The organism is Kitasatospora sp. NPDC048715 (assembly GCF_043198905.1).
GTDB lineage: Bacteria > Actinomycetota > Actinomycetes > Streptomycetales > Streptomycetaceae > Kitasatospora > Kitasatospora lactacystinica.
Map to the genome: position 1 here is coordinate 106,709 of NZ_JBICVH010000023.1, position 19,709 is coordinate 126,417.

Here is a 19,709-nt window from a genome sequence, read left to right on the forward strand (position 1 = left end):
GGACGGGGGACCCGGATGAGCACGCGTCGAAGGCAGGGCCGCGACGGCCCGGCGGACGAGCCGCACCGGCAGGCGCTGTCGGCCGCGGTCGCCGCCGTGCTCGACCGCGTCGACGCGCACGCGGCCGGCCGCGACGCGGGTGACCCCGCGTCGTCCGACCAGCCCACCGGCCGCCGGGGCGGACGGCGCCAGCCCACCACCGCCCTGGACGCGCTCAGCGCCTCCTTCGGGCTCACCCCCTTCGAGCGCGACGTCCTCGTGCTGGCCGCCGCTGCCGTGATCGACCCCACCGCCGCCGCCCGGTGCGCCGCGGCCGGCGGCGACCCCGGGCGCGCCCACCCGACCTTCTCGCTCGCCCTCGCCGCCCTGGACCAGCCGCACTGGAGCGCCCTCACCCCGGTCGGCCCGCTGCGCCGCTTCCGGCTGGTCGAGCTGGACGACGAGACCGCACTCACCACCTCCCGGCTGCGGATCGACGAGCGGGTGCTGCACTTCCTGGTCGGCGTGCCGTACCTGGATGTGCGGCTGCACGGCCTGCTCACCCGGGTCGGGCCGCCCGGCGAGCTGCCCGAGCCCCACGAGCGGTGCGCGGCCGAGCTGGCCCTGGGGTGGACCGCGGCCGGGCTGACCGGCCCGCCGCACACCGAACTGACCGGCGCCGACCGCCGCACCCGCTGGGAGATCGCGGCGGCGGCGGCCCACCGCGCCGGGCTCGGCCTCTACGCCGCGCACCGCGAGGACCTGCCCACCGAGCCCGCCGAGCGCGAGCAGCTCGCCCGGCTGTGGCAGCGGGAGGCGATCCTGATCCCGGCCGCACTCCTGGTGGAGGGCGGCGAGCCGGGCCGGCAGCACCCGCGGTCCCCGAACGGCACGGAGGCCTTCCTCGCGAGCCTGGCGGTGCCGCTGGTCGTCTCCGGCGACGAGCTCCCGGCGGAGGGGGCCCCGGACCGGGCCAGGCTGGCCGTACCCGCGCTCGGCCCCGAGGAGCAGCTGGCGATCTGGGCCGCGGAACTGGACGGTGCGCCGGGGGTCACCGAGGGCGGAATCCGCGCGCTGGCCGCGCAGTTCTCGCTGCCCGGCCATGTGATCCGCGCGGCCGCGGCGACGGCGCGGCGGGCGGCCGAGGACGGCCGGGACATCGGCCCGCTGGCCTGGCACGCCGGTCTGACGGAGGCCCGGATGTCCCTGGAGGAGCTGGGCCGGCGGGTCGAGCCGCGGGCCGGCTGGGAGGACCTGGTGCTGGAGGAGCGCCAGCGCTCGATCCTGCGCGAGATCGTCGCCCACGTCCGCCGGCGCGGCACGGTCTACCAGGAGTGGGGCTTCGAGTCGGTGCTGCGCCGCGGCCTCGGCGTCACCGCGCTGTTCGCCGGCGGGTCGGGCACCGGGAAGACGCTGGCGGCCGAGGTCGTCGCCGGGCAGCTCGGCGTGGACCTGTTCGTCATCGACCTCTCGCAGGTCGTCAGCAAGTACATCGGCGAGACCGAGAAGAACCTCCGACGGGTCTTCGACGCGGCCGAACGCGGCGGCGCACTGCTGCTGTTCGACGAGGCCGACGCGCTGTTCGGCAAGCGCAGCGAGATCAAGGACAGCCACGACCGCTACGCCAACCTGGAGGTCAGCTACCTGCTGATGCGGATGGAGGCCTACCGGGGCCTGGCCGTGCTCACCACCAACATGAAGAAGGCGCTGGACCCGGCGTTCATGCGGCGGATCAGGTTCGTGGTCGACTTCCCGTTCCCCGGGGTGCCGGAGCGCGCCGAGATCTGGCGCCGGGTCATCCCCGAGGAGACCCCCAGCCAGGGCCTCGACCCGGAGCGGCTCGCCCAGCTCACCGTGGCCGGCGGCTCCATCCGCAACATCGCGCTGTCCGCCGCCTTCCTGGCCGCCGACGAGGACTGTCCGATGCAGATGCGGCACCTGCTGGCCGCCGCTCGCACCGAGTACCTGAAGCTGGAGCGCTCGCTGACGCCCTCGGAGGTCGGCGGATGGATCTGACCGAGGGGGCTGCGACGGGGAGGGACGGCGCCGGGCGGAACGGGGCCGAGCCCGGTGGCGCCGAACGGGCCGAGCCCGGGCACGGGGGCGCCGGGCGGATCGAGGTCGAGATCGGCGAGCTGGTCCTCGACGGCTTCGCGCACGTCGACCACGACCGGCTGACGGCGGCGTTCCGGAGCGAACTGACCCGCCTGGTCGAGGCGCGCGGCGTGCCGCTCGCGGTCGGCGGCGACCGCACGCTGGACCTGCTCTCCGGGCTGCCGCCGCTCCCGGCCGGCGCCTCACCGCAGCGGCTCGGCGAGGCGCTCGCCCGCGCCGTGCACGCCGGGCTGTCCGGCGGTGGCCGGCCGCCGGGACGGGGGCGGACATGACTCGACCCGCCCTCGCGACCAAGGACTCCGCACCGGACACCGAGCGGGGCGCGGCCCGGCGCAGGACCCGGGCGCCGAAGGCCCGTACGCCCGAGCCCAAGGAGATCGTCTCCGGCGCCGGCCAGCCGCTCGACCCGGGCGTGCGCCGGGAGCTGGAGGCGCGGCTCGGGCACGACCTCAGCCGGGTCCGGGTGCACACCGACCGGGACTCCGCCGCGCTGACCGAGCTGATCGGCGCGGACGCCGTCGCCGTCGGCCCGGACCTCTTCTTCGGCGAGGGCAAGTACCGGCCCGCCGCCGAGGACGGCCGGCGGCTGCTCACCCACGAGCTGCTGCACACCGTCCAGGTCCCGAACCCGCTCGGCGCGCTGCGGGCCGGCCGCGACCTGGGCGCGGTCAGCCTGCCGCAGGACGCGATCGAGCGGGAGGCGGAGCACGGCGCGCGCGACGACCGGCCGACGGCGGCGACGCCGGGTGCCACGCCGGGGTGGCTGCGCTACGCGACCGTCGACGCCGACCGGTTCCGCGCCGAGCGGCTCGACCCGGCCACCCTGGTCGACCGGCTGGCGGCCGGCATCCTGCGCTCACTGCGCGGCGACCCGACCGACTCCGCCGGCCGGGTCCGCTGGCAACTCGCGCGCTTCGCCCCCGAGTTGCAGGCCTCCGTGCTGGAGCGCCTGGAGATCCGGCTGCCCTCCTCGGACTACACCCGGGTACTGGAGCTGGTCGAGGCCGCCGAGCACCGCCCGGCCGACCCGGACGGCGCGCAGACGCCCGAACCGGTCACCGATGCCGCCGACCGGACCACCGACGACCGCGAGCGGACCGACCGGAAGGACCGCGGCGAGCAGGACCGGCAGCGGCAACTCGACGAGGAGGCACGGCAGCCGGACGGCCCGAAGGGGCGGCGCGGGCGCCGCAAGGGTCACGGTGACGCGGAACGCCCGGAGGAGCGGGGCGAGCAGCAGGACGAACGGCGGGACGAAGAGCAGGCGCCACCCCCGGAGGCCGAGGCCGCGCAGCCGCGGGCCGATCAGGCCCAGCCTCCTGGGCAGGCGCAGCCGTCGACCGCCGAGGCGGCCCCGGACGCGGGCCCGGAGCAGTCGCCCGCGCCGGCCGAGGAGGCCGCCGCCCAGCCCGTGGCCGCCGTCGCACCGGACTCTCCCGAAGCCGGGCAGCCGGACCCCGCCGCCCAGCCCTCGGCCGGTACGAAGCCGCAGGACCCCGCCGCCCGTCCGCTGCCGCAGCCCGCGCCGGTCAAGCCCGAGCGCCTGGACGCGGTCGCCCGGGCCGAGGACGGTCCACTGGCTCGGCACGGGCTGCTGGCGGGAGACCACGAGAAGGCCGAAACCCCGGACGAGGAACGGCCGTTGGGCATGGAACCCGACGCGGAGTCCGAGGTCCAGGACGGACCGGGCAAGGAGCAGGACCGGCAGCCGGCGTCAGCCGACGCCGGGCCGGAGATCTCGCCCGAGGACTTCCTGCCCTCATCCGACCTCGACATGTCGGCCGTCCCGACAGCCGATCGGATCAGCCTGTCACCGGACGGCACTCCGGCCGGGAACGCCGACGCCCCGGAGTTCCCGGAACCGCCCGCGACCAAGGCCGACCAGGTGCAGGCCGAGCGGGACGCCCGGCCGGAGGAGGACGCGGAGCCTGCGGCGGCACCGCCGGAGCAGGCGCAGCCCGGGGCGGCACCGCCGGCCGCCCCCGAACCGGCCCCCGCCCCCGAGGCCGAGGACCGCAGCGCCCGCGACCTCCAGCCGGAACAGCCGGTCGAGCAGGAGATCGGCCCCGAAGCCACCGCGAACCCGGCCGCCCCGGCGCCGGCCGCCGCCGAGCCCGCCCCGGTGGAACCGCAGCGGCCCGACACCCCTGCCGAGGAGGCGCGCGAGGCCGGACCGGCCCCCGAACCGGCCGGCTCGCCCGAGCCGGGCGGCGCGGAGCGCACGGCCGCGCCCACCGCGGCAGGGCCGGTCGGCGGGGACGGCCCGGGCGGTGACGGCGCCGGTCCGGACACCGGCGGGCCCGAAGCGGCACCCGGCGCGGACTCCCCCGGGACCGCCGCCGAGACCGCCCCCGGTCCGGCGGCCGAGCAGGCCGAGGCGCCCGCCGGACTCGCCGGCCGGCCCGCCCCGGACGCCTCCCTGGAGTCCGGCGGCGGCGCCTGCGCGGGCCCGCAGCAGCCCACCACCGAGGCGGAACCGGACGGTGCCGGAGCCGGTGGCTGCGCAGCGGGGGGCGGCGCGGCGGGCGCCCCGGCCCAGCAGGAGCAGAAGCCCGTCCCGCCCGACGTCTCCGGCCAGGACCCGCAGAGCGCGCTCGCCACCGCCGCGAGCCTGCCGCCCGATCGGATGGCCACCACCCTGGACGGCGTGGACGGTTCGGTGGACCGTACGGTCGGCGAGCAGCGGGCCCGGCTTCAGGCCGCCCCGCCGACCGTCCGGCGCCCGTCCGGAGCCCCGCAGACCCGGTCCGGCACGCCCGAGGCCGCGCCGCCCGCCGAGGCGGTGACGGAGCGGCTGGAGCGGGTCGGCCCGCCGGGCGCGGACGGCGAGCAGCAGCGGGCCGAGGAGAAGAAGGTCGAGGGCCGCAACCCCGGCGACCGGGTCGCCCCGCCGCACGTCGCCGACGACCCGGGCAACCAGGTCTCGCCGCAGGAGGTCCAGCAGGCCCAGGTCGCGGTCGACGGCGTGCCCTCGTCCGACCCGGCGCTGAACACCACCGTCGGCCCGGCGCCCAAGGTCGAGCTGACCGGGGAGAGCGACCCGGCGCGCACCGACCGGCAGGCCACGAAGCTCAAGGAGAGCTCGACCAGGATCCTCGGCGTCGGCCGGGAGGACGCCGCCAAGCCGATGGGCGAGGACCGGATCTACCCGGACGTGCCGAAGGAGACCCTCACCGCCTCCGTCCCCGGGGGCGGCCGCGGGCGCGGGGGCGCCGGTGCGCGCGGCGCGACCGAAACCAAGCCGGGCATCGGCATCGTCACCCAGCAGGAACGCGGCCCGCAGATCCAGGCCGCGGTCGGCCAAGGGCAGGGTCGACTGGGCTCCGCCCAGGCCGAGCGGAAGCAGGGCGAGGCCGAGGCGCGGCGGCAGAACCAGGCCGAGACCGACCAGGCGGTGGCCGACAACGCCGAGGCCCAGGCCGGCGAGCGGGGCGAGGCCGCGGAGAGGGTCCGGGCCGAGCGCGAGCAGTGGCGCACCGAGCAGGACCGGAAGGTCTCCACCGCGGACCAGGACTCCGCCGCGGAGCACCAGGACAGGACCGAACAGATCGGCGGGAAGCGCACCGAGGCCGACAAGGACGTCCAGGACCGTCAGCAGCAGGACAACCAGAAGATCCAGGACAAGCGGAAGGAGGCCGAGGAGAAGGCCCAGAAGGAGAAGGACCGCAAGAAGGAGGAGTCCGAGGGCTGGTGGGGCTGGGTCAAGTCCAAGGTCAAGGCGGCCTTCGACGCGCTGGTCGAGGCGGTCACCAAGGTCTTCGACTTCTTCCGCGGCCTGATCAACGACATCATCGACGGCTTCCGGAAGTTCGCGAACTGGGCGATCGACCAGGCGCGGAAGTTCGCCGTCGACCTGATCGACAAGCTCGCGGACGCGCTGATCAGGATCTGCGACGTGCTGCTGGCGGCCTTCCCCGAACTGCGGGACAGGTTCCGCAAGAAGATCGAGGAGTGGCGCGACAAGGCCGTCGCCAAGGTCAACGAGTGGGCGGACAAGCTCAAGAACGCCGTCAACAAGCTGCTCGACCTGCTGGCGGCCGGGCTGAACGCGCTGATCAACGCGCTGGAGGCGGGACTCAAGGCCGCGATCGAGGCGGTCCGCAAGACCGTCATGGACGCCATCGACTTCGTGCAGAAGGCGATCGCGGTCTTCGGCGAGTTCGCGGTCCTGATCGGCGACATCGCCTCCGACCCGGGCGGCTGGCTGAAGAAACTCGGCAGCGCCGCGATCGACGGCATCCAGCACTACCTGTGGGGTGCGATCAAGAGCGCGGTCAAGCAGTGGTTCAACGAGAAGGTCGAGTCGGTGGTCGGCCTGACCTCCACCATCGTCAACGTGCTGGTCAAGGGCTGCATCTCGATGGCCCAGATCGGGCGGATGGCCTGGCAGGCGATCGTCGCCTCGCTGCCCGGGATGATCGTCTCGATCGTGATCGAGAAGCTGGTGTCGCTGATCGTGCCGGCGGCGGGCGCGATCATGGCGATCATCCAGGGGCTGGTGGCGGCGTGGAACACCATCAGCAAGATCGTCGCCGCGATCGGGAAGTTCGTCACCTTCCTCAAGGCGGTCAAGTCCGGTTCGGCCGCGTGCCTGTTCGCCGACGCGGTCGCGGCGGGCGTGGTCGCGCTGCTGGACTTCATCTCCAACTTCCTGCTCAGCAAGCTCAAGGGGGCCGGCAAGGCGGTCGGGACCAAGCTCAAGGGGATCGCGCAGAAGATCCTCAAGGGCCTGGCGAGGGCCGGCCGGGGCGGCCGCAAGACGGCCGGCCGGGCCGTCAACAAGGCCCGGGCGGGCCTGCGCCGGGCCACCCGGTCCCTGCGCGAGCGGCCCTCCCCCGGCCGCACCCGCCCCGCGCGAACGGGTCCCGCCCGGCAGACCGTCCGCCACGCGGAGCACCACCCGTCGACCACCTCCGGACGCCCCCGCCGCGAGGTCGCCCGCCCGAGGCCCGCCTCCCGCCGCCACCCCGTCTCCCCCGTCGGCCGTGCCCTCAACGCCTCCCGCCAGACCGTCAAGGCCGCCCTCAACCGGGTGCGGACGGCCGCCCGCACCCTCGGCCGCAAGCTCCTCAACAGCAAGTTGGGCCGCGCCCTCACCAACGGCGCGCACAGGCTCCGCGACGCCTACCGCAAGCAGCGCGACCGCCTGGGTGCCTGGCAGCGGAAGCGCCAGCAGCAACGCGCCCAGCGCCGAGCCCACGAGAACTCGCCGCAGGCGAAGCAGAACCGCCTCGACCTGATCGCCGCCCGCATCCGGCCACGGATCCAGCGCCTGCTCCACCGAGGCGTCCGGGGCCCGGTGCTGCGGGCGCTGCTCGCCGCGATGCGCACGTGGTACCGGCTGTCGAGCCTGGGCATCGAGGGCGACAGGAACTTCGCCGTCACGGCCACCCTCAATCCGCAGGTGAAGCTCACCGACGCGCTCACCCTGGACGAACGGGACCTGCTGGCGATGCTCGACGAGCTGTCCGCCGAGATCCTGGACCACTCCCGGACCGTCAGCGGTGCGAATCGGATCCACCGGAAGGACGACGATTCCGCGGCGGACCAACGGCGGTTCGGAGTCCCGCAGGGAGTCGGCTTCGCCTCCATGGCCCGGTTCATGAACCATCAGGGCCCGAGCATGGCGGGCTTCGAGTACACGAACGAGAGCGCACACGACGTGTTCGAGTTCGAGGACGGGCCCGACCGGACCCCGGCCGCCGTCACGCACACCGTGCTGCGCGAGACCAACAAGATGCGGAACGCCCAGCAGAAGCGGATCGCGGCCGGTGCCGACAAGGAGGAGCAGGAGAGCCTCCGGGCGGTCGAGAGCGCCCAGCGCCTCCAGCGGGCCGTGATCAAGCGGCAGCACGAGAACGGCCAGGCCGAGGAGCATCTGCGCTACCGGGGCCGCAAGAACCGTGCCGGCACGTTCAAGGAGGGCATCGCCGAACGGATCCTCAACGACCCCGACCACAACCGCGAGGTGGTCGAGGGGGTCCGGACGATGGCCGCCGGCGGCCGGGTCGACGGCCAGGTGGGGCGCGACGCCGCCTTCCTCGGCAGCCTGATCATGGGCAAGGAGGTCCACCGGAACGAGCGGTCGATCATCCACTCGGGGATGCTGCTGCAGATGGCCGCCGAGGGCAGCCGGGTCTCCGGGGTCGCCCCGACCGCCGACCCGAAGACCAGCCTCCCCGGCCTGCGGGTCCACCGAGGCGAGGCGATGCCCGTCGCCGAGGCACTGAAGTACCTCCCGATGGAGGGGGGAGGTGCCATGGAGCAGGCCAGGACGCTCGACCGGCAGCGCGCGAAGGAGCGTGAATCGGGTGCGGACACGAGCGAGAAGGCCTTCAACGGAAAGAACGTCCAGGGGCTGGCCAACCGTGAAATCCTGGTGATCCAGATGTGGATCAAGTCCCTTGACATCAAGACCGAGAAAGGAAGCGAGATCACCACTCTCGAACAACTCAAGGGCCGGATCCGCGAAAAGCTTTTCCACCTGTACGGACTGAAGTAGCTCCCCGAGGTGATCGACCGATGACTGAGATTTTCGACCGAAGCCGACGGCTGGTCCTGCGGGACGACGCCGACGAATCCGCCGTGGAGGAACTGGCCGCGCTGATCGGCTGGCCGCGGCGCATCGACATTCCCGCGGACCCCGAGGAATGGACGCCCCGCCAGATCTCCTGGTACGTCGGCCCGGCCATCGCCCTCACCTACTGCGAGGATCTCCTCTCCGGTTTCTTCTATGTGATGATCACCGGTTCGGACGAGAAGGTCATCCGGAGCACGGTGGAACTCGCGGAGTCCACGCTGAACACCTGGCGGCTCCCCGAACTCGTCCGGAGTGCCGACCCCGAGGCGGATCCGGACACCTACGCGGCGGAGGTCCTGCGCCTGGGGCTGGGAGCACCGGTGGAATTCGACGAGGAATTCTTCCGGAGCGTCCGCCGCGCTCTGCGGAGCGATCGGCCGGAGGTCCGGAAGAACGCCGTGTGGGCGATCACGTACGAGCCGTGGCCCGCCTACGCGCCGTTGTTGGAGGAACTGCTGGACGAGGAGCAGGACGAGGAGGTGGCCGACATCGCCCGGTCCGTGCTTGAGGAGATGGCCGCGACGTGACGTACATGGACGCCCCCAAGCCCATCAGGGCCGGGCTGGTCATCGTCGATCCGCAGCGGGGGACGCCGCAGCGGATCGTCGTGCTGCAGTTCAACCCCGACAGCCTGGAGCGGTCGCTCGCCCCGCAGGTGGCAGGAGCCGACGGGAGCGGGGACCGGACGGAGGCGTTGCGGCTGAAGGGTCCAGCCGTGGAGACGTGGAAGTTCACGGCGGAGCTGGACGCCACCGACCAGTTGGAGGTGCCGGCGCCGAACGGGATCCATCCGCAGTTGGCCACCTTGGAGTTGCTGGTGCAGCCGGCCAGTGCGCAGCTGCGGAGCAATCAGGCGCTGGCCGCGCTCGGGACGCTGGAGATCACCCCGATCGAGGCCCCGCTGACCCTCTTCACCTGGGGTGGGAAGCGGATCCTGCCGGTGCGGCTGACCGAACTGACCATCACCGAGGAGGCGTTCGACATCGAGCTGAGTCCGATCAGGGCCGCCGTCGCGATCGGCCTGCGCGTCCTGACCGTCAGTGATCTGCCGACCGGGCACCGCGGGGCGGAGCTGTACCTCGCACACCTGGCGCAGAAGGAGCGGCTGGTCGGCACGGCGGCCGGTGGCCGGCTGAGCGCGCTCGGCCTCGGAGGGGGGTTCTGATGACGGTCAACGACCCGCTGAACGCGCTGCCCGCGCCCTCGCCGTACCCGCTGACCAGCCGGTACCACGGCGTCCCGGTCGGCTTGCACACCGAGCCGGACGGGCGGCAAGTCCCTTTCCTCAAGCGGCGGTTGTTGCCCAGTGCGGACGGCCTGACCCCGCTCGCCGAGCACACCGTCAGCGCCGGCGACCGCCCCGACCTGCTGGCCTACCGCTACCTCGGCAGCGCCGACCAGTGGTGGCGGATCGCCGACGCCAATCCGGTCCTCGATCCGCGGGAGCTGACCGCTACCCCGGGCCGGCGGATCACCATCGCGCTACCCGGCGCGGTGCCCGGGCCGGGGGTGGGAAATGGCTGACGCCTCGGCCGTCACGGGGGGCGGGCCGATCGGGTCGATCCACCTGAGCCTGCTGATGGGCCCGCAGCTCCCGGTACCGGTGCCGCAGCCGGTGACCGACGCGCTGCTGTCGGCGCAGGTCACGGTGGCCTCCGGGCAGCGCAGCGGGTTCCAGCTGGCCTTCGACCTGTCGAAGCACGGTCTGATCAACACCGCGCTGCTGCCGGGCGGCTTCTTCGACCCGAAGATCAGGGTCGTGCTGGTGGTGACCGTCACGGGCACCCCGACCGTGCTGATGGACGGGGTGATCATCCGCCAGGAGGTCGGCATCAGCAACCAGCCCGGCCAGTCCACGCTCACCGTCACCGGCGAGGACCTGACGGTGCTGATGGACCTGGAGGAGCAGGCCGGCGTGCCGTTCCCCGCGATGTCCCCGGCGGCCCGGGTGGCCGCGATCATCGCCAAGTACGGGCAGTACGGCATCGTGCCGCTGGTCATCCCCGAGCTGGTGCCGCAGACGCCGATGCCGACCCGGCGGATCGACTTCCAGAAGGGCACCGACCTCGGGTACGTCAACGAGCTGGCGAAGGCCAACGGTTACGTGTTCTACCTCGACCCCGGCCCGGCCCCCGGGATGAGCCGCGGCTACTGGGGACCGGAGATCCGGCTCGGTGTGCCGCAGCACGCGCTGAACGTGAACATGGACGCGCTGTCGAACGTCGACCAGCTCACCTTCGCCTTCGACGGGACCGCCCGCGAGGAGCCGGAGGCCCGCGTCCAGTTCCCGGCGACCAAGGTGTCCGCCGTCCTGCCGGTGCCGGAGGTCAGCATCCTGCGTCCGCCGCTCGCGCTCAGGCCCGCGCCGGCGCTGAAGAAGAAGGTCATCGCCGACACCGCCAAGAAGGACAGCTCCCAGGCCGTCGCCGAGACCATCGCCAAGGCGATGCAGTCGGCGGACGCCGTCTCGGGCTCCGGCCAGCTCGACGTCGTCCGGTACGGCCACGTGCTGCGGCCGCGCGAGCTGGTCGGCGTCCGCGGCGCCGGACTCACCTACGACGGCCTGTACTTCGTCAAGAGCGTCACCCACAACCTCAAGCGCGGCTCGTACACCCAGAACTTCACACTGACCCGCGAGGGCCTGATCGCCCTCCAGCCGACCGTCATCCCCTGACGCTGCAGCAGGAGTTGCCCACATGGCCGAACCGACCCGCTACCTCGGCAAGTTCCGGGGGACGGTGGTGAACAACGTCGACCCGCTCGGGATCGGCCGCATCCAGGCCCAGGTGCCCGACGTGCTGGGCGAGGTCGCGTCGACCTGGGCGATGCCCTGCTTCCCGGTGGCCGGCCCGGGAATGGGGCACTACGCCGTCCCGCCGGTGGGGGCGGGCGTGTGGATGGAGTTCGAGCAGGGCGACCAGAGCTATCCGATCTGGACGGGCTGCTGGTACGGCTCCGCCTCCGAGGTGCCGGCGGAGGCGACGACCGGCCCGCCGGGCGTGCCGAACCAGGTGCTGGAGACCACCGGGCGGCGGGTGATCGTGCTGTCCGACGACCCGACCACGGGGATCACCCTCCGCACACCGAGCGGGGCCTCGATCGTGATCAACGACTCTGGCATCCGGATCAGCAACGGCCAGGGCGCCTCGATCTCGCTCGTCGGCGCCACCGTTTCCATCAACCAGGACGCCCTGAGCGTGACCTGACGGGGGAGAGACTCGTGCCCGGAAATCTGCTGCACGTCAATGCGACGGTGACCTGCCCGCACGGCGCCCAGGCGACGGCCCTGCCCGCCCAGGCCCGGGTGCTGGTCGCCGGCCAGGCCGTCACCAGCACGGCCGACCTGTACACCGTGACCGGCTGCCCGTTCACCGTGGCCGGCAAGCCCCAGCCCTGCGTCACGATCCGCTGGGTGGTGCCGTCCGCCCGGATCCGGGTGAACGGCTCCCCCGCGCTGCCGCAGTCCGCCGTCGGGCTGTGCCAGAGCGCCGAGCAGGTCCCGCAGGGGCCGCCGGTCGTGACCGTCGTCCAGCAGCGGGCGGTGGGGGTATGAGCACCCCGACGAGCACCGCACAGCTCGACGGGCCCGGCGCCCGGCCGACGGCTCCGCTGCCCGGCCCGGCCCGGACCGACATCGCGTTCCCGTTCCGGATCGACAGCCGCGGGCGCACTGCCGAGGCGGCGTACGACGACCACGTGCGCGACCTGATCGAGCAGTTGCTGTTCACCAGCCCGGGCGAGCGGGTCATGCACCCGGACTTCGGCTGCGGACTGCTCGACCTGGTCTTCGCGCCGAACAGCCCGGAGCTGGCGGCCACCCTGCAACTGTCCGTCCAGGCGGCGCTGCAGCGGTGGCTCGGCGACGTCATCGAGGTCGCCGCGCTCGACGTGGAGAGCGAGGACAACGTGGTGCGGGTCGAGCTGGCGTACGTCGTGCGCCGGACCGGTACCCAGCGGCAGGACGTCTTCGAGGGCGGGGTGGCGGCATGACCGGGCGATCCGAACGTCCGACGGCACGGTGCGGGACGGAACTGCGGCGCGCCGACGTGCGCGCGGCGCACCTGCTGGGCGTGGACGGCGCCGAGCTGGAGGACGACCGGCGCACGCTGAGCGTGACCTTCCTCGGCCGGGCGCCGCAGGAACTGGGCCCGGAGAACATCCGCGTCGACGGCGGCCGGCGGATCACCGGCCTGCGCGCCGTCGCGGTCGACATCGAGCGCGCGGACGACCCGGAGCTGGACGACCGGATGCACGTCACCCTCGACCGCACCGGCGACACCTCCCGCTACCGACTGACCGTGGTCGAGGCGGACGCCCACGGCCGGCCGGGCCCCCGCCCGTACCCGGGCTTCGACCCGAGGTACGCGAGCACCGGGTTCTCCTTCGGCGCCGAGTGCCCCTCCCCCTACGACTGCCGCACCGAGGAGGACTGCCCGCCCGCCGTCCGACCGGCCCCGGTCATCGACCGCACCGCCCGGGACTACGAGAGCCTGCGGCGGCTCGTGCTGGACCGGATGAGCCTGACCGCCCCCGGCTGGACCGAGCGGCACCTGCCCGACCTCGGCGTCACCCTGGTCGAGCTGCTCGCCTACACCGCCGACCAACTCTCCTACCAGCAGGACGCGGTGGCCACCGAGGCGTACCTCGACACGGCCCGGCGCCGGGTGTCGGTGCGCCGGCACGTCCGGCTGATCGACTACGCCGTGCACGACGGCTGCAACGCCCGGGCGTTCGTCACCCTGGCGACGGACCGCCCGCTCACCCTCCACCCCGGCACCTTCCGCTTCGCCGCCGTCGACGTCAGCCGGCTCGGCCCGCAGGAACGCCCGGAACTGTCCACGGTGATCCCCGACGAGCAGTTGGACGCGCTCACCCGGACCGCGGCGGTCGAGGTGTTCGAGCCGCTCGGCGGAACGGACCTGGTGCTGCACCCCGCGCACAACACCATCCGGTTCTGGACCTGGGGCGACCAGGACTGCGTCCTGCCGACGGGCGCGACCTCCGCCACCCTGCGCGACGACTGGCACGAGGCCGACCGGCCGGAGGACCGCACCCGGCACCTGGCGCTGCGCCCCGGCGACCTCCTGATCGTCGAGGAGGTGCTCGGCCCGCGCACCGGCGCCGCCGCCGACGCCGACCCCGCGCACCGCCAGGCCGTCCGGCTCACCTCGGTCACCCACCTGGTCGACGAGCTGTACGAGCAGCCCGTGGTCGAGGTCGAGTGGGCGCCGGAGGACGCGCTCACCTTCCCGGTCTGCCTGTCCGCGCGCGGCGGGAGCGACTGCGGCCCGATCCCCGACGTGAGCGTCGCCCGCGGCAACGTCGTGCTGGTCGACCACGGCCGCTCGCTCACCTTCTGCGGCGGAGCCCCGGAGACCTTCACCGTGCCGCCGGAGCCGGTCCGGGTGGCGTCCTGCGGTCCGGGCGGGTCCGGCTGCGCGGACCGCGTCCCGGGCAGCCCCGCGGCGGAGGCGATCCACGAACTGCTCGACCGGACCAGGACCGGCCGCCAGCTCGGCCCGCGACAGGTCCGCGAGCTGTACGCGCTGCTCGGCGAGGCGGCGGTGCGGCGGGCCGGGCTGAGCATCCAGCTCGCGCCGGGCGCGAGCGCGGAGGGCGAGGACGGCCAGGGCGCCGCGGTCGAGCCGCCCACCGCCGACGCCCAGGCGGCGACGCTGGAGACGCTGCTCGACCAGACCCGCTACCCCGTCCTGCCGCAGCCCTTCCGCCCGGTGCTGCGCTACGCGCCGGTCACCCAGGCGGCCGCCTACCCGGACCGGGCACACGTCTGCGCCCGGCAGGCCGTCCTGCTCGCCGGCATCCCCGAACGGGTCCGGCAGCGGCTGGAGGAGATGTGGCACCGGGCGGACTGCGGCCACCCCCTCTCCCGTGCCGAACTCGCCGAACTGACCGTGCTGTTCGGGGCCCAGTCGGTGCACGAACTGCGCCTCGCGGAGCGGCCCGCCGCCGGACTGCGCGAACTGCTGGCCCGCCGCACCCGCCTGCTCGCCGCCAAGCTGCGCCGCCTCGACGTGCTCACCGCCAGGGCCCGCGCCGGCGGGGTGCTCCGGCGGCCCGGCGTCTGGGAGGTGGCCCAGAGCTGGGGCGGCCGCTACGCCTCCGGGCTCGACCCCGACTCCCCCGCGTCGGCCGGCCCGGCGTCCGGGATCGCCGTCCAGGACCCCCGTGCCGCACTGCCGGCCGTCCGGGCCACCGCCGGGGGCCAGGAGTGGACGCCCCGCCGGGACCTGCTCCCGGACGGCCCGCGCGACCGGCACTTCGTCGGCGAGCCGGAGGACGACGGCCGCCTCGCGCTGCGCTTCGGCGACGGGCGGCACGGTCAGCCGCCCCGGCCCGGCACGGAGCTGCGGGTCGCCTACCGGATCGGCAACGGCACGGCCGGCAACGTCGGCGCGGAGGCCGTCAACCACCTGGTGGTCTGCCGGGACCAGCCGCCCCACGCGAAGGGACGCAGCACCGTCACACCGCCGCAGGACGCGCTGCTCCGGGTCCGCAACCCGATGCCCGCGAGCGGCGGCACCGATCCCGAACCCCTCGACCAGGTACGGCAGTCGGCCCCGCTCGCGCTGAGCCGCACCCGGCTGCGCGCCGTCACCGCCGCCGACTACGCGGAGCTGGCCGCAGCCCTGCCGGGCGTCCGGCGGGCCGCCGCCGAACTCCGCTGGACCGGCAGCGTCCAGGAGGTCCACGTCGCCGTCGAGCCGTACGGGCAGGCCACCGCCGACACCGTCCTGCTGGCGGCGGTCGGCGACGGCCTGGAGGCGTACCGCCGGATCGGCCACGACCTGGTCGTCCGCCCCGCCCTGGTGGTACCGCTCGACCTCGAACTGCAGGTCTGCGCCGCCCCCGGTCACCAACGCGGCCACGTGCTGGCCGAGTTGCGCCGGGTGCTGGGCAGCCGCGCCCTGCCGGACGGACGGCTCGGCTTCTTCCACCCGGACGCGCTGGGCTTCGGCAAGCCGGTCCGGGTCTCCCGGCTGGTCGCCGTCGCCGCCGCCGTGCCGGGCGTGGTCAGCGCCCGGGTCACCCGGCTGCGGCGGCAGTTCGGGCGGGACGACGGCGAGCTGGCCGACGGGCTGCTGCGGCTCGGCGCGCTGGAGATCGCCGGCTGCGACAACGACCCCGACCGGCCGGAGAACGGCCGGCTCTCGATCGTGATCGGAGGCGGCCGATGAACGGCCAGTGCACCTGCGGCTGCTCGGGCACCGCCACCGCGACCCCGGCCCCGCTGTTCAACCCGCCCGGGCTGGACGCCATCGGCTACCGGGTCGGCCGCTACGGGGAGTTCCTCGACAGCCTGCTCGCTCGGCTGTCCGGCCCCGCCTACCCGGCGCTGCGCGACCTGACCGTCCGCACCCCGGACGACCCGGCGATCGCGCTGCTGGACTCCTGGGCCGTGCTCGCCGACGTGCTCACCTTCTACTCGGAGCGGATCGCCAACGAGGGCTACCTGCGCACCGCCGTCGAGGAGGAGTCGCTCACCCTCCTCGGCCGCCTCGTCGGGCACCGGCCCCGGCCCGGCGTGGCCGCCGACACCTACCTCGCCTACACCCTCGACCACGACCCGCGGGCCGCCGAGGACCCGACCGTCGTCGTCCCGCGCGGCGCCCGCAGCCAGAGCGTCCCCGGCCCCGGCGAGGACCCGCAGTCCTTCGAGACCGCCGAGGACCTCGCCGCCCGCTCGGCCTGGAACGAGTTGGCCGTGCTGCGCCGCCGCCCGTACCAGCTGACACCCGGACAGCTGAACCCCGGCGGGCGGGCCGAGCTGTTCGCCGCCGGGACCGCCAACAACATCAAGCCCGGCGACCGGCTGCTGTTCGTCTTCAGCGCCGACAAGGCCGCCGACCCGGTCCACCGGGTGATGCGGCTGGTGCCCGAGGTGCGGCTCGACCGCGAGAACGACGTCACGGTGATCGGGCTGCCCCGGGACCTGCGCACCCTCAAGGACCTGCGCGCCGAACTGGCGGACCGGATCACCGTCTCCGAGGGCGCCCCGAATCCCAGGCCCGGGCACAGCCGGATCATCCGGGACTTCGACGAGCAGGTGCTGGCCCCGCTGCGCGCCGACCTCGACCGACCGTCCGGCCCGCTGAGCACCCCGGCCGACTTCGCCGAACGGCTCACCCCGGTGATGGCCCGGGCGGCCGAGGCCGCCGAACTGGCGCACTCCCAGCAGCCGGTGGCCGACTGGTTCGGACGCCTCGGCGAGGAGCTGTCCGGCCTGCGCGACCGCGCCCACCAGCTGGAGCCGCCGCAGGCCCCCGACAAGCCCGGGCCGAACCCTCCCGGCACCGGAGCCGCCGACCCGGCCGTCCGCGGGCTCGGCTCGGTGCTGGCGGCGCTGCGCACCGCCCCCACCCGGCCCCCGCTGAGCGCCCGGGACCTCACCCGCGACCCGCAGCGCCTGTTCGCGCCCGGCTCGGACCTCGGCGTGCAGCTGCTGTCCGCACTCGACCCCCGGCTGCGCGACGGCCTCTACCCCGCCTGGCGGCGGGTCGACCTGACGGTGCCGCTCGCCGTGCACGAGATCCAGGCGATGCGGGTGGTCGCCACCCCGTTCGGCGCCACCGCGCCGCTCAAGCCCGTCTACGGCAACGACGGCCGGATCGACCGCTACGTGGACTGGCCGCTCGCCGGCAGCACGCTGATCGGAGTCCGGATCGGCTTCGACACCGCCGGCACCGTCCCGAGGACCGCCGACTTCACGTACGTCGAGGCCGGCAGCCTGACGCACGACGGCTTCTCGCTGCCGTGGGACCACACCTTCACCCTCGGCCCCGGACAGGTCAAGGTGGTCACCACCGAGCCGCCGGCGCCGACGCCGAACCCGCACGCCGCCGCCGTGCGCGCCGCGGTGCCCGCTCCCGACCAGGAGGCCGGGGTCAGCGCCAGGTTCCTGGCCAAACTGCCCGAACGCACCGTCTTCGTGTCCCGCCCGCAGGCCGACGGCCGCATCCACGTGACGGTGGACGGCGGGCCCGGCCCCGCGCTCGACCACCAGCTCGAACCGGGCCAGGAGAAGACCGGCGAGTCCGGCGAGCTGAACGTCCGGGTCCACCGCTACACCGCCACCGACGAGTCGCCGCCCGCGGTCGAGGTGGTGTTCACCACCAAGCTGCAGCCGGTCTCCGGCACGGTCCTCACCCTCGACGCCGTCTACGACCAGATCGCGCCCGGCAGTTGGGTGGTCATCCAGCGCCCGCGCAAGGGGATCGACGGCGGCATCCCGGGCAGCCGCGACCTCGCCGAGGTCATCACCCGGGTGACCGACGTGCGCGTGATCTCCCGCGCCGACTTCGGCATCACCGGAAAGGTGACCGAACTGTCGCTGCAGCAGCCGTGGTTGGACGAGAAGGACACCCAGCTCTCGGACATCCGGGACACCACCGTCTACGCCCGCGGCGAGTCGCTGCGGCTCGCCGACGAGCCCGTCACCGAGGAGGTCCACGGCGACCGGATCGAACTCGCCCGGCTCTACGACGGGCTGACCCCCGGCCGATGGATCGCGGTCAGCGGCGAGCGGACCGACATCCCGAACACCACCGGGGTCCGGGGCACCGAACTCGCCATGATCGCCGGTGTCGGGCAGAGCGTCGACCCGTACCTGCCCGGGGACACCGTCCGCACCGCGATCACGCTCAGTGCCCCGCTGGCCTACCGCTACCGGCGCGACACCGTCCAGGTCCTCGGCAACGTGGTCCGCGCCACCCAGGGGGCCACGCGCGACGAGGCCGTCGGCAGCGGCGACGCCGGGGTCCCCGGCCAGCGCTTCACGCTCTGGCAGTCGCCGCTCACCTGGCTGGCCGCCGACACCCCCGGGGGCGCGCGCAGCACCCTGGAGATCCGGGTCGACGGGGTGCGCTGGCACGAGGTCGACAGCCTCGCCGGGCGCGGCGCCGACGAACGGGTCTACGTCACCTCGACGGCGGCCGACGGCCGCACCACCGTCACCTTCGGCGACGGCGTGCACGGTTCGCGCCTGCCCACCGGCCGGGAGAACGTCCGCGCCCGCTACCGGATCGGCATCGGCGAGTCGGGCAACGTCGGCGCCGGACGGATCACCCAGCTCACCACCCGCCCGCTCGGCGTCTCCGCCGTCGTCAACCCGCTGCCCGCCACCGGCGGCGCCGGCCCGGACGGCCCGGGTCCGGCCAGGCGCAACATCCCGCTCGCCGTCACGGCACTCGACCGGCTGGTCTCGGTTCCCGACTACGAGGACTTCACCCGCTCCCGGGCCGGCATCGGGCGCGCCGGCGCCACCCGGCTCTCGGACGGCCGGCGGGAGCTCGTCCACGTCACGGTGGCCGGGGTGGACGACATCCCGCTCACCGCCGACTCCGACCTGATCCGCACCCTGCACTCCTCGCTCACCGCGTACGGGGACCCGAAGCTGCCGGTCGAGGTCGCGCTGCGCGAACTCGTCCTGCTGATCGTCGCCGTGAACGTGAAGGTCGACCCGGACCACTCCTGGGACCTGGTCGAGCCGGCGCTGCGCCGCGCCCTGCTCGACCGCCTCGGCTACGCCGGGCGCCAACTCGGCCAGAGCGCCCACCTGTCCGAGGTGCTCGCCGTCGCCCAGGCCGTCCCCGGCGTGGACCGGGTCGACGTCGACGCCTTCACCGGTGTGCCCGGCAGCCTCACCCCGGAGGGCCTGGAGCACTTGTCCGAGCAGCTCGCGCAGCCGCAGCCGACCGTCCCGGCCCGGCTCGCCCGCTTCGACGAGCAGCGCTACCGGGTGCGGGACCCCGACGGGGAGACCCTCACCGACATCGCCGCCCGCAACGGCATCTCCGTCGCGGAGCTGCTGCGCCTCAACCCGGCGGTCACCGACACCCGCCCGCTTCCGGCCGGCCGCGTGGTGACGGTGTTCCGCGGCATCCGTCCGGCCCAACTCGCCCTACTGTCACCGAATCTTCCCGACACGTTGATCCTCAAGGAGATCCGCGCATGAGTGAGCGACGGGGGTCCCCCCGGCCGGCGGCCGGGGAAGAGCGAATCGTCGAGAGGTGCGTCC

At 74.4% G+C, this 19,709-nt stretch carries 12 protein-coding genes; all 12 read left to right on the forward strand.

Annotated elements, in window-relative coordinates; translation table 11 throughout:
* Positions 1 to 15 precede the first annotated feature (15 nt).
* From ACGFSC_RS36255 to ACGFSC_RS36310, 12 genes are read left to right on the forward strand one after another with little or no spacing between them, the layout of a single operon-like run.
* Positions 16 to 1,995 carry an ATP-binding protein gene (locus ACGFSC_RS36255; protein WP_359900792.1) on the forward strand — a complete coding sequence of 660 codons (1,980 nt, stop codon included), beginning with the start codon at positions 16 to 18 and terminating at the stop codon, positions 1,993 to 1,995.
* Complete coding sequence (locus ACGFSC_RS36260; RefSeq protein ID WP_359900789.1) at positions 1,986 to 2,366, forward strand: hypothetical protein; 381 nt, start codon at positions 1,986 to 1,988, stop codon at positions 2,364 to 2,366. Before ACGFSC_RS36255 ends, ACGFSC_RS36260 begins: the two co-directional genes overlap by 10 nt.
* Positions 2,363 to 8,596 carry a DUF4157 domain-containing protein gene (locus tag ACGFSC_RS36265; protein ID WP_359900786.1) on the forward strand — a complete coding sequence of 2,078 codons (6,234 nt, stop codon included), beginning with the start codon at positions 2,363 to 2,365 and terminating at the stop codon, positions 8,594 to 8,596. Before ACGFSC_RS36260 ends, ACGFSC_RS36265 begins: the two co-directional genes overlap by 4 nt.
* A gap of 20 nt (positions 8,597 to 8,616) precedes the next feature.
* Positions 8,617 to 9,201 carry a hypothetical protein gene (locus ACGFSC_RS36270; protein WP_359900783.1) on the forward strand — a complete coding sequence of 195 codons (585 nt, stop codon included), beginning with the start codon at positions 8,617 to 8,619 and terminating at the stop codon, positions 9,199 to 9,201.
* A gap of 5 nt (positions 9,202 to 9,206) precedes the next feature.
* On the forward strand, positions 9,207 to 9,839 hold the full coding sequence (locus ACGFSC_RS36275; RefSeq protein WP_359900889.1) for a hypothetical protein: 633 nt from the start codon (positions 9,207 to 9,209) through the stop codon (positions 9,837 to 9,839).
* Positions 9,839 to 10,198 carry a hypothetical protein gene (locus tag ACGFSC_RS36280; protein WP_359900780.1) on the forward strand — a complete coding sequence of 120 codons (360 nt, stop codon included), beginning with the start codon at positions 9,839 to 9,841 and terminating at the stop codon, positions 10,196 to 10,198. Before ACGFSC_RS36275 ends, ACGFSC_RS36280 begins: the two co-directional genes overlap by 1 nt.
* Complete coding sequence (locus ACGFSC_RS36285; RefSeq protein WP_359900777.1) at positions 10,191 to 11,348, forward strand: hypothetical protein; 1,158 nt, start codon at positions 10,191 to 10,193, stop codon at positions 11,346 to 11,348. The genes ACGFSC_RS36280 and ACGFSC_RS36285 overlap by 8 nt, the downstream gene beginning before the upstream one ends.
* A 22-nt stretch (positions 11,349 to 11,370) precedes the next feature.
* Positions 11,371 to 11,880 carry a phage baseplate assembly protein V gene (locus ACGFSC_RS36290; protein ID WP_359900775.1) on the forward strand — a complete coding sequence of 170 codons (510 nt, stop codon included), beginning with the start codon at positions 11,371 to 11,373 and terminating at the stop codon, positions 11,878 to 11,880.
* 14 nt (positions 11,881 to 11,894) lie between these two features.
* Positions 11,895 to 12,227 (forward strand): hypothetical protein, encoded by a 333-nt coding sequence (locus tag ACGFSC_RS36295; protein WP_359900772.1) that lies wholly within the window; start codon positions 11,895 to 11,897, stop codon positions 12,225 to 12,227.
* The gene (locus ACGFSC_RS36300; RefSeq protein WP_359900769.1) at positions 12,224 to 12,664 is read left to right on the forward strand and encodes a GPW/gp25 family protein; all 441 of its coding nucleotides are present in this window, start codon (positions 12,224 to 12,226) and stop codon (positions 12,662 to 12,664) included. The genes ACGFSC_RS36295 and ACGFSC_RS36300 overlap by 4 nt, the downstream gene beginning before the upstream one ends.
* On the forward strand, positions 12,661 to 15,870 hold the full coding sequence (locus ACGFSC_RS36305) for a putative baseplate assembly protein (protein ID WP_359900766.1): 3,210 nt from the start codon (positions 12,661 to 12,663) through the stop codon (positions 15,868 to 15,870). Before ACGFSC_RS36300 ends, ACGFSC_RS36305 begins: the two co-directional genes overlap by 4 nt.
* Complete coding sequence (locus tag ACGFSC_RS36310; RefSeq protein WP_359900763.1) at positions 15,867 to 19,646, forward strand: putative baseplate assembly protein; 3,780 nt, start codon at positions 15,867 to 15,869, stop codon at positions 19,644 to 19,646. Before ACGFSC_RS36305 ends, ACGFSC_RS36310 begins: the two co-directional genes overlap by 4 nt.
* Positions 19,647 to 19,709: the final 63 nt, after the last annotated feature.

Coding starts and splice junctions, on each gene's coding strand:
- ACGFSC_RS36260 (WP_359900789.1), top strand. CDS start 1,986: ATGGATCTGACCGAGGGGGCTGCGACGGGGAGGGACGGCGCCGGGCGG.
- ACGFSC_RS36305 (WP_359900766.1), top strand. CDS start 12,661: ATGACCGGGCGATCCGAACGTCCGACGGCACGGTGCGGGACGGAACTG.
- ACGFSC_RS36300 (WP_359900769.1), top strand. CDS start 12,224: ATGAGCACCCCGACGAGCACCGCACAGCTCGACGGGCCCGGCGCCCGG.
- ACGFSC_RS36275 (WP_359900889.1), top strand. CDS start 9,207: ATGGACGCCCCCAAGCCCATCAGGGCCGGGCTGGTCATCGTCGATCCG.
- ACGFSC_RS36310 (WP_359900763.1), top strand. CDS start 15,867: ATGAACGGCCAGTGCACCTGCGGCTGCTCGGGCACCGCCACCGCGACC.
- ACGFSC_RS36270 (WP_359900783.1), top strand. CDS start 8,617: ATGACTGAGATTTTCGACCGAAGCCGACGGCTGGTCCTGCGGGACGAC.
- ACGFSC_RS36265 (WP_359900786.1), top strand. CDS start 2,363: ATGACTCGACCCGCCCTCGCGACCAAGGACTCCGCACCGGACACCGAG.
- ACGFSC_RS36285 (WP_359900777.1), top strand. CDS start 10,191: ATGGCTGACGCCTCGGCCGTCACGGGGGGCGGGCCGATCGGGTCGATC.
- ACGFSC_RS36255 (WP_359900792.1), top strand. CDS start 16: ATGAGCACGCGTCGAAGGCAGGGCCGCGACGGCCCGGCGGACGAGCCG.
- ACGFSC_RS36280 (WP_359900780.1), top strand. CDS start 9,839: ATGACGGTCAACGACCCGCTGAACGCGCTGCCCGCGCCCTCGCCGTAC.
- ACGFSC_RS36290 (WP_359900775.1), top strand. CDS start 11,371: ATGGCCGAACCGACCCGCTACCTCGGCAAGTTCCGGGGGACGGTGGTG.